This is a genomic window from Chachezhania sediminis (assembly GCF_009765275.1).
Taxonomy (GTDB): Bacteria; Pseudomonadota; Alphaproteobacteria; order Rhodobacterales; family Rhodobacteraceae; genus Chachezhania; species Chachezhania sediminis.
This window is the reverse complement of the sequence record NZ_VOPH01000017.1, coordinates 49,852-65,045: the sequence shown is the minus strand read 5'-3', so window position 1 is coordinate 65,045 and position 15,194 is coordinate 49,852. Positions and strand designations below refer to the sequence as shown.

At 58.6% G+C, this 15,194-nt stretch carries 11 protein-coding genes; 7 read left to right on the top strand and 4 right to left on the bottom strand.

The window, feature by feature from the left end; all coding sequences use genetic code 11:
* Positions 1-716 precede the first annotated feature (716 nt).
* Genes FQK05_RS24765 through FQK05_RS24755 form a run of 3 tightly spaced genes read left to right on the top strand, consistent with a single transcriptional unit; the run spans position 717 to position 2,582 of the window.
* Positions 717-1,121 carry a hypothetical protein gene (locus FQK05_RS24765; protein ID WP_158972068.1) on the top strand — a complete coding sequence of 135 codons (405 nt, stop codon included), beginning with the start codon at positions 717-719 and terminating at the stop codon, positions 1,119-1,121.
* Entirely contained in the window at positions 1,112-1,492 is a 381-nt protein-coding gene (tnpB, locus tag FQK05_RS24760; protein WP_325063977.1) for an IS66 family insertion sequence element accessory protein TnpB, read from the top strand. The genes FQK05_RS24765 and tnpB overlap by 10 nt, the downstream gene beginning before the upstream one ends.
* Before the next feature lies 1 nt (position 1,493).
* Positions 1,494-2,582, top strand: a complete 1,089-nt coding sequence (locus FQK05_RS24755) for an AAA family ATPase (RefSeq protein ID WP_158972066.1) — start codon at positions 1,494-1,496, stop codon at positions 2,580-2,582.
* A 244-nt stretch (positions 2,583-2,826) separates the two neighbouring features.
* On the opposite strand, the gene FQK05_RS24750 is transcribed toward FQK05_RS24755, so the two are convergent.
* The 4 genes from FQK05_RS24750 to FQK05_RS24735 are packed head-to-tail and all read right to left on the bottom strand — an operon-like array spanning position 2,827 to position 10,380.
* On the bottom strand, positions 2,827-3,567 hold the full coding sequence (locus FQK05_RS24750; protein WP_158972064.1) for a M48 family metallopeptidase: 741 nt from the start codon (positions 3,565-3,567) through the stop codon (positions 2,827-2,829).
* Positions 3,554-6,622 (bottom strand): type I restriction endonuclease subunit R, encoded by a 3,069-nt coding sequence (locus FQK05_RS24745; RefSeq protein WP_158972062.1) that lies wholly within the window; start codon positions 6,620-6,622, stop codon positions 3,554-3,556. Before FQK05_RS24745 ends, FQK05_RS24750 begins: the two co-directional genes overlap by 14 nt.
* 42 nt (positions 6,623-6,664) lie before the next feature.
* On the bottom strand, positions 6,665-7,930 hold the full coding sequence (locus tag FQK05_RS24740) for a restriction endonuclease subunit S (protein ID WP_158972060.1): 1,266 nt from the start codon (positions 7,928-7,930) through the stop codon (positions 6,665-6,667).
* Entirely contained in the window at positions 7,927-10,380 is a 2,454-nt protein-coding gene (locus FQK05_RS24735) for a type I restriction-modification system subunit M (RefSeq protein WP_158972058.1), read from the bottom strand. The genes FQK05_RS24740 and FQK05_RS24735 overlap by 4 nt, the downstream gene beginning before the upstream one ends.
* A 117-nt stretch (positions 10,381-10,497) precedes the next feature.
* Between FQK05_RS24735 and FQK05_RS24730 the strand changes: the two genes are divergently transcribed.
* From FQK05_RS24730 to FQK05_RS24715, 4 genes are all read left to right on the top strand, one after another.
* On the top strand, positions 10,498-10,671 hold the full coding sequence (locus FQK05_RS24730; RefSeq protein ID WP_158972056.1) for a hypothetical protein: 174 nt from the start codon (positions 10,498-10,500) through the stop codon (positions 10,669-10,671).
* 154 nt (positions 10,672-10,825) lie between these two features.
* Complete coding sequence (locus FQK05_RS24725; protein WP_233270673.1) at positions 10,826-11,080, top strand: helix-turn-helix domain-containing protein; 255 nt, start codon at positions 10,826-10,828, stop codon at positions 11,078-11,080.
* Between the two features lie 203 nt (positions 11,081-11,283).
* Positions 11,284-12,987 carry an IS66 family transposase gene (gene tnpC / locus FQK05_RS24720; RefSeq protein WP_158972054.1) on the top strand — a complete coding sequence of 568 codons (1,704 nt, stop codon included), beginning with the start codon at positions 11,284-11,286 and terminating at the stop codon, positions 12,985-12,987.
* Between the two features lie 345 nt (positions 12,988-13,332).
* Positions 13,333-15,192 (top strand): ATP-dependent nuclease, encoded by a 1,860-nt coding sequence (locus FQK05_RS24715; protein ID WP_233270672.1) that lies wholly within the window; start codon positions 13,333-13,335, stop codon positions 15,190-15,192.
* Positions 15,193-15,194 lie beyond the last annotated feature (2 nt).

The following is a 15,194-nucleotide window of genomic DNA, read 5'->3' as shown; positions in this document are numbered from 1 at the left end:
AGGTCACCGCCAAACCTAACAAATACTCAAAACATCTCTCTGAACAAACACTCCAAGTCATACACCACAACAAGCGCCCCGCAAGGGGCGCTGAACTGCGTTCCAGAACGACAAAAAAGACCAGGAAACCGACCTGGCGCAAGGGTTGAAAACCACCACACCAGGCGTTCGAAACCCGCCCCCAGAAGCTCTGTGTGACCCGCATCCCAAGAGGTCGGCCGTGGAGACAGGACCCAGCTGGGCGTGGATCCGCTAAAAAACCAGCCAGAAACATCGCGCCAAAACAGGCCCACATCAGGCCCTCGTACCACCAAAAAGGCGACCGCGCGCAAAAGGCCACTCCCAAGACCTGAACACGGCGCCGGGATCCACGAGGACCCAACCCGTACACGTCGACGAAAACCACCAAATGCAACAAACAAGACAGAACCAATACACGGCGAAGAACCACAGAAACAAAGGTCATACGCGTTGCTGCTGCCGCTGGATATTACGCCGAACACGTTCGCCCTGCGCCGGATCGGGCAGCGCGCCTCGTCGCGGCGTCACAAGCTGATCTATCCGTCCGCCGTGCTGGTAGGCAGAAGGTTTCGAAGTAATAGGAGACGGCAGACCGGAAACGATACGTAAGCGTTGCATCTGACCCCCTGATTGCCCTCTAAACCTGACCACTTCTCGTCCGCTAGTCTGCATCCGGACTATGATCGGAGGCGACAATGGCGGAACGCGAAGTCTGGGGGTTCAAGATCCGGACCTCCCCGTCCGGCAAAAGGATTTGGCCGAGCGAACTCAAACGCGAGGCGACCAGGCGCCTTCGGGAAGATGGCATGTCACCTGGAGATGTCGCCGCCGAGCTGGATGCCCACGAATGCCTGGTGAGAAAGTGGTGGGTCGCTGATCGGCGAGAGCGAGGCGAAAAGATCTCCGTCGATGGGCCAGCCTTTGCGCAGGTATCAGTCGAACCGGCTTTCGCTCCGGCGGCCACCCAAACACCCGCTGCAGGTATTTGTTCAGCAGGCTCCGCTCATCTCTACGTGGGCGGGATCTGCCTCCAGTTTCCGTTGTCCATCGACGAAGCAGACCTTCTGAAGCTGATCCGTGTTGCGGGGCAGTGTCAGTGATCGCGCCGTCCAGCAGCTATCGTATCTATCTGGCTACCCACCCTGTCGACTTCCGAAAGGGGATGGATGGGTTGGCCAACTACGTCATGACCAATTTCGAACTCGATCCCTTCTCCGGTGCGTTCTTCGTCTTCCGCTCGAAGGGGCGTGACAAGATCAAGGTCCTCATGTGGGACGGCACGGGCCTCGTGCTGATCTACAAGCGTATGGAAGGCGCAGGCTTCGTCTGGCCCAAACTTTCCGACGGAACGATAACCCTGACGAAGGCACAGTTTGAAGCACTCTTTGAAGGGATCGATTGGCGTCGCGTCGTTTCGGCCGCGTATCACCACCCCTCCATTTTCAACAAAACAAGTGCGGAGGTCGAGTGATATGGCGACGATCCCTTTCATTCAGTGCAAAGTCTTTCCCGTCGAGGAGACCGCAGACTACCTTGAAAAGCGCTTCATCAAGCACCTACGGCTACTGCGAAGTGGCCTGGTCGGCCAGCCAGCGCATGAAGTCGAACTGCTTGGAATTGACAATCAAGAATTGCGTGAGACAAGGGTAACCCATCTCGACAGGATCAGGATTCAGAAGCGCGTCAAGAAACTCATCACACGCCGCCAGGAAGCGTCAGGGATGGGCCATTTGCAGAGGGATGAACGGGAGAGGTTGACCGCCTTGGCAGGCGGCGTTCGGCTTGCGACGGTGAAGACCGAACACCAAGCGGACGAAATCGCGGCGGCCCTTCACGATGAAATGCCCTGGATGGGGCCCGCGACCGAACAGGTCTGGCGGGCCATGCGCAGGTCGGTGAGAGAAGGCTCTATAGGTCTTCGCCTGCCGCCAATCCTGCTCGATGGCCCTCCCGGAATCGGCAAGAGCTTTTGGGCGCGGCGCCTTGGTCGCCTCTTGACCGTCCCCACAACCGTCATCGAGGCAACCAATGAGAATGCCTCATTCGGTGTCGTCGGGTCTCAGCGTGGGTGGGGAAGCGCCGGCCCAGGGCGTCTCATTTCCACAATCCTTATGGAACATGTCGCCAATCCGGTCATGGTCGTTGATGAGGTCGAAAAGTCGGGGACTGCAAAGTCCATGTCGGGCCGTGCGTTCGGACTGTCGGAGGCGCTGCTACCCCTGCTGGAGCCCTTGACCGCAAGAAGCTGGAGTTGCCCGTTCTATCAGGTTAAATTCGACATGAGCTGGGTGATCTGGGTCCTGACATCCAACAACTACCACGCATTGCCCGAGCCGCTATTGAGCAGATGCCCACCGATAGCCCTACGAGCGTTAACGACTGACGAACTGGTGATGTTCATCTGGCGCGAAGGGCGCAGGCAGGGCACCAGCGACGTAGCCTTGGACGCCGCGGTCGAAGCTTTCAAGCGTGCGGGCCAGGCAAGCCAACCGAGTCTGAGAACTGCGGCACGGGTGCTGCAGAGGGCAGCCGATCTCGAATGTCACCCCACGCTGCATTGAACCGATGTCACGAGCTCATCACACAAGGGAGGTGGCTTCGTGACTGAATTCGAGATCATCTTCGTCGTGTTTGGTATCGGCGCATGCATCGTTGGCGCCATCCATGTCACCATCGCCTACCGCTCTTCGATACGAGATGTCGAACCAGATCCGGAACGTGTTCGGCGATTTGTGGAACGCGGAATGGAGCTGCGGCGGCAGGCCCTGGAAAAATCGCGCGCAACCGACAGGTCGAGCGACGACGTCACCGAGCCAAAGTCTGCAGATCTTCCCACGCGGCAAGCGGATACTGATTTAGCTCGTCGCGTATGCTGCGCCACTTCGGCATATTGTCGTCAAGGACCTTGATGAAACGCTCATCATGGCGCGGCGATATCAGGTGGGCGAGCTCATGCAGCAGCACGTACTCAATCGCCCGAACGGGTTTCTTCGCGAGCTCGAGGTTGAGCCAGACGATTTTCTTGTCCGGATTGCAGCTGCCCCATTTCGTCTTCATTGGCCGGATGCCCCAGGCTTCGGTGGCAACGCCTAAGTGCGATGACCAATGCTCGAGCCGTGGGGCCACGTGCTCTCTTAGGCGAGCCTTGTACCAATTCTCCAGCCAACGCCTGCGTACTGCAGGCGTTGTGTCTGCCGGCACCGAGTAGCGGAGCCGGTCACTGCCGATGATTTCGATCCGGTGGACCTTCTTGTCCCAGTGGATCACATCCAGTCGAAGAGGCCGGCCGAAAACGAAGTGTGTCTCGCCGGAGACGTACTGCCGATGCGTCTGGCGCTCCTGAGCGAGGAAACGGGCCTGTTTGCGACGAACCCAATCCATTCTCGTGAGTACAGCCAGCTTGACGGCATCGAGACTGACGCTCAGCGGGGCGGCAACTCTGACCTGGCCGTCAGGCGGATAGACACCGACATGGAGGTTCTTGATCGCCTTCCAGCGGACCTCGACCGGCGTCCCTCCGATGATGTGGTGTTCAGTATTCACCATGGTTCTTCAGTATCTGCAGTAGCGTATCCACAGTGTCGGGATCCGAAATCTCAGCTTCCAGGCAGCGTCTGACTTTCTTTTCTTTCATCGTATGACCGCGCCACCCGTGGGGGGCAGTCGCTCGTACAGCCTCGTCGACCCGGCGCGCGAGGGCCTCATCTTGTCCGAGGTTGTCGAACAACGCCTTTTGCCCGGGCGATTTCATGCTCTCAGGATAGGTATTGCCATGCCCGGATTTCGCGGCCCTTACCAACTCCGCGATCTTTTCCAAATACTCGGCATACTCGATCGCGCCGCTCCGGCGCTGCGCCACCAGGTCAGTCAGCAGCTCCGACATCTTCTCGTAGAACTTGGGGTTCACGGGGGTTTCGTCGATGATCAGCTTCCTGACGTTGTTCTCGATCGCCTCGGCGACATTCTCACGCTTCCGCTTGGATAGCGCCGGAAGATCATCCTCGGCTTGGGCGCCCTTGCTCTCGACCAGGTCAATAAGGCTGATGTCATCCAGGTGAGAGATGACCTGAGAGTCGTCGGCCCGGATGTAATTGTCGATCAGGTGGCGCATGGCCGGCTCGTAGAGCTTCATGTCAACGGCATCGCCGCTGTGGAGCCGCACGGCATCGCGGACGCCGATGGCATGTTCGACCTCCTTGCGCATTTCCCCCAGTTCCAGCTCGTTGAAGTCTGATCCGTCCGGCTCGGCGGCGACGTTCGTGTAGGCGCGCGCATACCGCCCAGCCAACTTGTAAAGCGCTTGGCGGCGGCGAGCCTTCTCTTCCGCGTCCGGATCGCTTTCAATCCCCCCGGGGCTCGAGAAATAGGCGAAGAGCTCATCGTCGCCCTTGGGCTGTTCAACGGCATCCAGAAGCCCGAGCCAGGCATCGCGCGCTGTCCGCAGATCCGTGTCGGCCTGCTCGGCACGGTCCGTGATCAGGCCCTCGACATCCTCCTTGTCGAAGGCATCGAACGCCTCGGACGTATAGTCATCCACCGCGCTCTCGATGTTTCGGAACAGATCCTTATAGTCGACGATGTAGCCGAAGTCCTTATCGTCACCGTCTAGGCGGTTCACCCGGCAGATCGCTTGGAACAGCCCATGATCCCGCATCTGCTTGTCGATGTAGATGTAAGTGGCCGTCGGCGCATCGAAGCCGGTCAAGAGCCGGCTCACCACGATCAGCAGCTTCATCCGACCCGGCTCTTTCTTGAACAGCCGTAGCGCCTCTTCCTCGTACTCTTCCTCCGACGTATCGCCCAAGAGATCGGTATAGACCCGGTGGACGCGCTGCTTCTCAGTTTCGCCCATGCCGGCTTCTTCACCGGTGATCTCCGGGGCAGCGCGTTTGTAGGACGTCACGATCGCGCACTTGTCGGCCAGGATTGACCCGGACTTCCGGAATATCTCGAAGAGCTCGCATGCCTCGGGGATGGAGCCTGCCACGAGCATGGCGTTGCCCATGCCCGCATTCAGGCGCGGCTTCATCTCCATGTCCAGGATGATATCGTTGGCGATCTGCTCCAGCCGGTCTCGGCTCGACAGAACACGTTGGAGCGTGCCCCATCGTTGTTTCAGCGTCGCCTTCGCAATCGGGGTCAGCCCCTTTGTCTTGGCCTCGAACCAGGCGTCGATCTTGTCCGGCGCGCTGATCCTCTGGTCGATGTCGCGGGCTTCATAGCGCAAGTCCAGCACCACGCCGTCCTCGACTGCCTCATCAAACCGGTAGGGCTTGCCTATATAAGGGCCGAAGGTTTCGAGCGATGTCCCCTTGTCCGACCGCAGCAGGGGTGTGCCAGTAAAGCCGATGAACATGGCCTTCGGCAGCACCTTGCGCATCGCCTTGGCCAGCTTGCCGGACTGGGTGCGGTGTGCCTCGTCGATGAAGACGAAGAACTCGCCCTTGGGCGCACCGATGTTGGCGTTCTGGATATCGGAGATAAGGCTTTCCAGCTCCCCCTCTTCCTTCTTTCCGAACTTGTGGACGAGGGAGCAGATGATCCGATCCGTCGGATCGGCGAGTGCGGCCATCAGGTCGTTGCCCGATCGCGCGCGACGCACCTTGTCGCCGGTATTGCCAAAAACGTCCTCGATCTGGCTGTCCAGCTCCTTGCGGTCGGTGACCACCAGGATGCGGCCGTCCGGGAACGCCTCCCGGATCCAACGGGCCAGCATTACCATGATCAGGCTCTTGCCCGACCCCTGGGTCTGCCAGATGATCCCGCCCTCGCGCGTGCCGACGCGTTCCTGCGCCGCCTGCACGGCGAAGTACTGGTTGGGGCGGGCGATTTTCTTAATGCCGGCGTCGAACAGAGTGAAGTCGTGGATCAGTTCCAGGAACCGCGTCGGAGCCATCATCTGAATCACGTCGCGGTCGAGCCGGGCCGAGATCTCGCTCTCTTCCTTCCAGGCCAGCCAATAGGGCTGCGGCGTCTTGATCGGGGCATAACGCAGACCCTCGCTGTCATTGCCCGCAAAGGTGATCTGCACCGTGGTGAAGAAGTGCTGGATGAACTCGGGCCGCTGGTTGTCGAGCGTCTGACGGATGCCTTCGCCCACGCCCACGGTGGATTTCTTCAACTCCACCACGCCAAGCGCGATACCGTTGACATAGAGCACCAGGTCGGGCCGCTTGCTCCAGGCCTTGGCGTCCTTGCCCTTGATCGAGACCTCTTCGGCCACGCCGAGGTCATTGGCACCCGCATTGCCCCAGTCGACGAAGCGCACGGTGACGGGGGCCTCGCCCAGGCCGGGGGCGATGGCCACGCCGTAGCGGAGCATGTCGTAGAAGCTCTGGTTGGCCTCGTAAAGCTTGGTGCCTTCCATCCGCGCCTCGCGTTCAAGACGGGTGATGGCCTGGGTGATGACCTCGGGCGCATAGCCGCGCGCCTCCAGCCACGGGCGCAGCAGGGAGGGCTCGATATTGGCGTTGCCTTCGCGCTTGTGCCAGTCGCCAAGGTAGCGCCAACCGAGGCCGCCGGGAATGCCGGAGGTGTCCCCACACAGCAGGTCGATGACCCGGTTCTGGGCCTTGCGTTCCGCCTCGCCGATCTTGCTCATGGGGCACTCCGTTCTGGAAAAATCACTTGTGGGGAAATGTCGTCAGACCAGCCTGATCCGTCCGGTCAAAAGATTCTGCATCATGCCCTCTTTCACCTGCCGCGCCTTTTCGAGGCGGGTGTCGAGGGCTTGGATTTCAGCGTCCATATCCCCGAGAACTTCGGCAATAGCCTTTTGTTCTTTAAGGTCTTGTGGGACGAGCAAAGTCATCCCTGACAATTGCTGGCCGTTGATGCCCGGTTGTCCACTGCGCACAGAGTTTTCGCCGATCCATGACCAATAGGCGTCTGTTTGCAGAAACTGAAACAGATAGCTGGGGACGACTTCGGTTATCGCAGGGGCTAATTTGATAAGGAAGCCGGCGTAAACCGTTCGTTCTTTCGGGCCGGTATACTGGTGTGACTTGCCAGTGCTTGCGCCGGTTCGCGCGACAACGATTTCATCAGGCTCGAGAAAGTAATGCGTGGCTGAAGGATGCAGCACTTCCGCACGTCCGTCTTGGCGCAATTGGCCATGTTCGTCGATGTCGGTGATACGCAGATAGTCGTAGCCACCTGACCCAAGTGCGCAGGCGGCAGAATTGATCCCATAGGTCGGCGTGCTCTTAAGTAGTTTGCGAAGGTTGGTCTTCACCCACTCCCCCGAGAACCCTGGAAGGCGGCGCTTGGCGGTCAGGAGGTCCTGCATCGCGCCCTGCTTGATGAGCCGCTTCTTGGCGATCAGCCGCTCCAGCCCTTCGATCAGCGCATCCGCATCCGAAAGCGCCTCTGCAATGGCTTCCTGTTCTTCCATAGGGGGCACAAGGATCTGCATGTTCTCGAACGTCGGCATGTAGATCGTGTTGTGGGTGCTGCCCGCCATCAGGCGATCCCATTCATCCGCCATGCCTCGGAATAGATGAGCCAAGTATCTGTTGTGGAGACGGGGCCCGCAGACGTAGCAGGCAAAGTCCTGGCTGGTCGCCATTTGCCGACCCATGACAGCCACCTTGCCAATCGTTGCAGTCCTGGACAGCGCGACTGTGCCCTCTGGCAACAAGCGCGCCGAAGAATTCGCAAGACCTAACGCCGACACGGTCATCTTGGTGTCGTGAAGGACCTTCCCCTCAATCGTCTTCGAGTCGTGCAGGGAGAGCCACGGTATGCCGCCGTCCCAATAGTCAGGACGCTTGCGACTTGGGGTGTGACCACTCTCCAGCTTGGCGATGTCGCAAAGCTTCTCCAAGGTCCAACCGTCCGGTTCCAAGTCCGGCGTCGGATGAATGCGACCAATGTGCCAACGCGAAACGAGGTCCGATACCTGGTTCATGTCTCGACCCCAAGCGCGGCGAGATGTTTTGCAACCTTCGCTTCCAGATCGCTCATCTGTTGAGAAATTTCCGGCAGCGTATGCCCATATCGTTCCGTCAGTACCCGCACTCGGGCGGTCATCTGCTCGGTCCGGGCCTCGATCTCGGTCTCGATCAGATCGGCGATATCTGTCAGCCATTTGTCGTCTACGACCAAGGAGCGGATCTCTTCCTCGGTCAGCTCAGGGTATTTCTTCAGCGTGGCTTCGGTCAGCGCTTCCTCTGCCTCCTTGGCAGCCTTCTTCGCCGCCGTCTCGGCCGTAATCAGCTTGGCCACCTGCTTCAGCAGCTTGGCCTCTTCCGGCTCGGCCTCGCCGGATTTCTGGCGCGCCTTGACCGAGGCCGCGGTCAGCTTGCCCGCCTCGGTCAGCGCATCGGCCAGCAGGCCGCCCTCGGCCCCGTGTTCCTCGACCAGTTCCTCGATCTCGCGGCCCAGCTCTTCGGCCTTGGCCTGCGCGTCATCGACGGCCTGCTGCAATTCAGGGAAGAAGCGCGCGACGATCAGCCGGGGCGGAATGACATCGGCCACAAGGCGCACCTTGTTCACGGTGAGGTCGGCTTCTTCCAGCCATTTGATGTTATCTTTCTTGCCGTCTTTTGACTTTACGTACTCATGCCGTGCAGTGCGAAGTTCTTTCGCCGCCTCCCAGCCGTCATGGGCGATGATGAAGACATCGTCCTGCATGGTCTCGGCCCAGTAGGACATGAGCCGCTGATACGCCTCGTAGCGGTCGATCAGGGGCGCGTCGGCAAAGCGGGTCAGCATGTCCTCGGCGATGGTGTGGATCAGCTCCTTGGGCTTGTCGCCCACCTGGATGCCATCCATGCGCGGCGCATTCGCCCCGGCCCAGCCATCCAGAATGCCATGGACGCGGGTCTGGAATGCGGTGAACTCGGCATGGTTGCGGATGGTACTGCGCACCGCCTCCGGCTCGACCAGCGGATCGGAATAGCCCGGGCGCGGGTTCGGCCCGAAGAGCGTGGCGCGGATGTCGGGCATGACCTCCCAGAACTCGGCCAGCCCGTCGATGTCGCGGTTTGGCACGCCACCCTTGAGGTGTGCCTCGATGTCCTGAAGGTCCTCAGGATCGGAGCCGTCGATGTAGCGCGGGATGTTCAGGTTGAAGTCGTTGCGCGTGATCTCGGCGTAAGGCACGAGGCGCGAGTAGCCCGCGATCTCGGCCTGGCGGGCGAAGGCGTCGGTGATCTTGTGAATGTCCCGCTCGCGCAGGCGGTTCTTGTTGCCGTCCTTGATGAAGCCGCGCGAGGCGTCGATCATGAAGACGGGGCGGTCGGCCTGTGCCTGGGATTTGTCGAGCACGATGATCGAGGCCGGGATGCCGGTGCCATAAAAGAGGTTCGCGGGCAGGCCGATGATCGCTTTGATGTAGCCGCGCTTGAGGATTTTCTGGCGCAGCTCGGCCTCCTTGTTACCGCGGAAAAGCACGCCGTGGGGCAGGATGACTGCGCCGGAGCCGGTGGCCTTCATCGAACCAAGGATGTGCAGCAGAAAGGCGAAGTCACCGTTCTTGTCGGGCGGCATTCCGAGGTCAAAGCGGCCATAGCGGGTTTCGCTGGTAAGGCCAGAGCCCCAGGCCTTGGCCGAGAACGGCGGGTTGGCGACGACGAAGTCGAAGGTCAGAAGTTCGGTCTCTGACGCCTTGAACTGCGGCTCGGCGATGACATCGCCCTGGGCGACATCTGCATCCTCGCGCCCATGCATGATCATGTTCATCTTGGCTAGGCCGCGGGTGGTGATGTCGAATTCCTGCCCGTAGATGGTGAGCGCGACGTCGGCGGCGTCAGCGGCCTTCAAGAGCAGCGATCCGGAGCCACAGGTGGGGTCATATACGGTCTGCTTCGGGCTCGTGGCGCGGCTAACCCCCGCAACGGCGGCGACGACACGCGAAACCTCCGCCGGCGTGTAGAACTGGCCTTTGCTCTTGCCGGACTCGGTCGCGAAGTTGCGCATCAGGTATTCATAAGCGTCGCCCAGGATGTCATCGCCATCGGCCCGGTTGCGGCTGAAGTTCAGCTCCGCCCGGCTGAAGATGTTAATGAGGGCGGTCAGCGTCGTGACCATCTTGGCGCCACGGCCGAACTTCTCTGAATCGTTGAAGTAGGCGCGGTCGATGACGTTCTTGAGGTCGTTGGCTCCGGCGATCCCGGCGATGGCCGTGTCGATAGCTTCACCAATGTCCTTGGAGCCGCGGAGCTTCTTGAGGTCGTCGAAGGAGCAGCCCTTGGGGACCTCGATCAACGCGTCGGGCTTACCCACGCGGTCAGAGACGTACTTCACGAACAGAAGCGTGAGGATGTAGTCCTTGTAGAGGGAAGCATCCATGCCACCCCGCAGCTGGTCACAGCTGTCCCAAAGGGATCTGTAGATATCGCTCTTCTTGATAGCCATCGTGCTCTGCCCTTCGCCCAGTCGCCCGCGTTCTCATCGCGCGAGATGGCTTCAGGTCTAGCGTGTCCTGGCCGCAAGGAACAGATACGCCTTGCCTGACCAAGTCGAGCCAAGACCTTGAAACTGCCGACTCTGAATGGGCTACTGGTCGTCAACGCCAAAAAAGGTGCAGAAAAAAACGACGCCAAGCAGGCGTCCGCAAGGCTTGCGAAAAAACGAATTAAGGCCTTGCGAAAAATAACTCCATTCCCGCGCGAAGCGCTTATAAATAACCAGCTTCAGCCGGGATGACAGTTTGCGAAAAATATCCTATTGCGCCCGCGAAAAATTCCGATTAATCGAGCGCTAGCGGCGTTTTAAAAATAGCCGACAATTTTTCATATCAACTTGACTGTTGACCTTCACTATTCAGCGCGCCATCTGCTTATTAAATTGATTCGCGAAGGTGAAAGGCGCTCCATTGGATTTGGCCATCGATAGAGAAAGACATGCTCGAATCCGATACGAGCTTTCCCTGCGCGGTCTGACCTTCGCTGAGATCGCGAGACGCGCGGAGGTTAGCGTTTCTTCCGTTAGTGCGGTTTCACTTGGAAAAAGCAGGTCCGCGCGCATCGAACTGATCTTGGCGCAGGCTTTGGCTACTCGCCCGGCAGCGCTTTTCCCTGACCGCTACCCTGCCAACAGCAGAGAGGGCACATGAGCTAGAAACAAAGGGCTCTGGAAGAGTTGAGGCCCCGGGACGGCAATCCCAAGGGCCTCGAAAAATCGCTCGGCGCGACACCTCATCTATTCCCGACACGAACGAAGAAGTCAAGCCTCATGTCCGTCACCCCACGGGCATGCACACTCGGGTCTTGCTCGCGTGTTTGAGCCTAGACCCTGTTTGGCCACTGGGATGATGGGATGGATATTATACAAGCGGCCTGCGCCCAACTCGCAGGCCACCAGGACGGGTATGTTCAAAGGCTCACTGAAGTTATTGAGCAGGCGGATCGTAAGCGCGACAATGAATACGGAAAATTGCAAGCTAGGCTTTCCAAGGCAACTTCGGAGATCAAGGCATTGCGCTCAGAGCTCAAGCGCACAAGACGTCAAGTAGAAGACTTGAATGCCAAAGTGGCGGAACAAACGGCACGCACTGTAGAATTGCTGCATGAGCAATACAGCCCGAAGTCTGAAACGGAAAAAGCAAAAAGACGTCAAGAGGCTATGCGTGCTGATGATCAATGCGAGGGAAGCGGCCCTGCCTTTCCCAGGCAACTCAAGAGTTATGCCGCCGTTCTGCCGCCGAGGCCACGTAACAGGAACGGTCGTGGTGCGAAGAATTGGGATGGCCTGGAGCGCGTCGAAGTCCCGATGGAGTTTCCAGAGACGTGCCCATGCGGCTGCGGCGGTGCAATTAGAAATTATGATATTGATGAAAAACGTGAGGTAGCACCCGCAAAGTACTATATCGCAGTTCGCAAGTATCCTCGCTATCGCTGCCGAAAAGAAGATGTCACTGTCGGGACTCTTTACAAGCCTACGTTGATGCCTGGCTCGACGAGCGGGACAAGTATGTTGGCCTACTTAGTGACGATGCGCTACGGCTGGGGGATGCCCTTATATCGGATCGAAAACATGCTCAATCATAGTGGCATCACCTATTATCGTTCGACCATGTGCAAACAAATCAGGCGGCTCGGCATCCAGCTCAAGCATGTAATGGCTGAACTTGAGCGACATACTCTGGATGATGCTTTGCGAATCTTCTTTGATGAGACAGTTTTGAAAATCCAGCGTCCGGGAGAAGGAAAAACAGCGAATTCCTACATGTACGCGGCTCACCGTGACGACAGCCCCTTTGGCGGCAACGCCCCACGCTCAACGGTCTATTTCCATCGAGCTTCGCGGTCGATGACGCATATTCACGGCATCCTTGGTGGGAAGTCGTTAATCGTACAGCACGACGGTTATGCAGGATGTGGCCGCCTTGGCCAAATGGGTACCGATGTTGCGAACATTGTGTCTGTCGAATGCTGGGTGCATGCCCGGCGCAAATTTATTAAAGCTGCGAAACAGATGAACTCGAGCCTGCCAAATGGGGTCGTCGAGATAATGTCTGAGCTTTTTGAAGTTGAAAGCATTCTTCAAGGACAAACACCAGATGCAAGGCTAACATATCGCAGAGAGATATCTGAAGAAGTCGTTCAGCGCCTTCACTCAAGATTGCAGGAAGCATCAGCTGGAACATTGCAGAGAGACGAACTCGGCAAGGCTATTAATTATACGCTGGAACGATGGGAATCCTTGACACAGTTCTTGAAAGACGGACGCATAGATCTCGATACAAATCCAGTTGAACGTCAGTTCAAACCGATCATCCTTCAGCGCAAGGGTAGCCTCTTCATCGGTAGCGAAGAGGGTGGACAGACGTGGGCAGCGATGTCGTCGTTGGTTGAAACATGCAAGCTAAACCGAGTGGACACGTACCGCTATTTTTCCTGGATGATTGACGATCTGGCAGAGATGAGAGCGAACAATCTTGATGAGGATATCGATTACAGTCGGTATTTGCCGTGGAGTGCGCCAGAACACTGCAAGGTGAAGCTGCGGCCCGTGAAGTAGGGCGGGATTGGTCGTTCGCTGCGGGGACGACGGATGGCCGCTTTGGAGCCGCCTAACGTCTGTTTGGTTTTCAGCACAAAAGTGGGTAGGGCTGCTGTTAGACTCAGCCAATCTCTCTAATGGTAGTCGCCCTGAGACGCTGACGCTCGACGAACCTGGAACCTCACAGAAGGCTGCGCTTCGCCCGTGGGGTGCAACGATCGCTGCTGCTCCCAAAGAAGTCGGATATTGGGCCTCACAGCACAGATGGCCAATCCGACGGAGAAGTTCCTTTAGAACACATTAATTACCTGTCTTTGCTTTCCAACAGGCCAACCTTGCTTCATCTTGCGCAGGAGCGGTGGGGTGGAGGCAGAAGTGCGAATTCATTCGGTATCGATCAACAACTTTCGCGGAATCAGGTGCGCCACCATCTGCTTGCCGGCCCATGCGGTGCTTATCGGCGACAACAATACCGGCAAATCTTCGGTTCTGGAGGCCATCGATCTGGTGCTGGGGCCCGATCGGCTATCCCGTCGGCCGCCGGTAGACGAGCACGATTTCTTCGAGGGGCGCTATCTTCCGCCTGCTGTGGAAGCGGCCGACCAAGGAAGTGATGCCCCCGTGAATGTCGGGGGCAACCCACCGGTAGATGCAGCGCCACCGCGGATCGAGATCGAAGTGACCATCACTGACCTGTCGGACGAACAGCTCGCTCGTTTCGGCGGTAGCATTGAGTGGCTCAACACGGTCGATGGAACTCTGTTCACAGAAGCGAACCCCGCCGGCATAGATGCCGCGGCCATCAACGCGGCGCTGCGCGTCACTTTTATCGGTCAATATGATCCCGACGAGGACGACTTCACCGGGACCACCTATTTTACCCGCAGCCTGACCGAGGACGACACGCCCACGCCGTTCCGCAAGAACGATAAGCAGCGTTGCGGCTTCCTGTTTCTCCGCTCGCTCAGGACCGGGTCGCGCGCGCTCAGCCTTGAGCATGGCAGCCTACTCGACATCATCCTCCGCCTGAAGGAGATCCGCCCTCGACTCTGGGAGGGCACACTCGAAGCACTTTCCACACTGGACGTGGCGGGCGCCCCTGAAATGGGCATCAGCGGGGTCCTCGAAAGCGTGAATGTCTCGCTCAAAAAATATGTTCCCCGTGAATGGGGTGCCCAGCCGCAGCTTCGAGTCTCCAGCCTGACGCGGGAGCATTTGCGCAAAGTGATCACTGCCTTTATCGCCACCGGCAATGGCGACCATGCCGCGCCTTTCTATCGGCAGGGCACAGGCACTGTTAACATGCTCGTCTTGGCGCTTCTCTCTCAGATCGCAGAGGACAAGCAGAATGTGATCTTCGCCATGGAGGAGGTCGAAACCGCCATTCCTCCCTATGCGCAGAAGCGGATCGTCCATGAGCTACGCAAGCTCGCGGCCCAGTCGATCCTCACCTCGCATTCCCCCTATGTCCTGGAAGAGTTCAGTCTTGACGAGACCGTCATCCTTTCACGGACGGACCAAGGCGTGCTAAGCCAGTCGTCGCTCACCCTACCCGACAGCGTAAAGCACAAGCGCTACCGTCAGGACTTCCGCACTAAATTTTGCGAAGGGCTGCTGGCGCGCCGGGTGCTTATCGCGGAGGGTGATTCCGAAGCAGCAGCTCTTCCAGTCGTCGCGCGCCGGCTCTCTGATCTCAATCCGGCGGCCTACACCTCGATCGAAGCCTTGGGCATTACAATAGTTAATGCGAAGACCGAGACTCAGATTGCAGATCTGGGCAAGCTCTATGCGGGGCTGGGCAAGCGAGTGTTCGCGCTGTGTGACCTGCAGACAAAGGCGGCACAGCAGGCGATCGAGGCCGAAGTCGAACACCTGTTCATGCATCCTGAAAAGGGCATTGAAGAACTTGTCCTGAAGAACACCACTGTGGAGGCAATGAACCGCTTCTCGGAGTCGCTGGCTTGGCCGCAGCATCTGTTGGCCAAGCATAAGGGCTCCAATGTGAATATAATCGATGCGCTGATGGATTATTTTCAGTGGTCGAAGGGCAACTGGGGCATCGCCGACTTCCTCGCCCAGTGCTCAGAGGCCGAGATACCTCTCTGGTTTCGGCAGACCTGCGCACGGCTGCGCGAGCTGTGCGATCCGCCCCCAGCTCCGCCGGCTGCGGGGCCGGCAACTGGCGGTGACGGCGGCGATTTCGACGTCCTTTCCGGCTTGTAGCA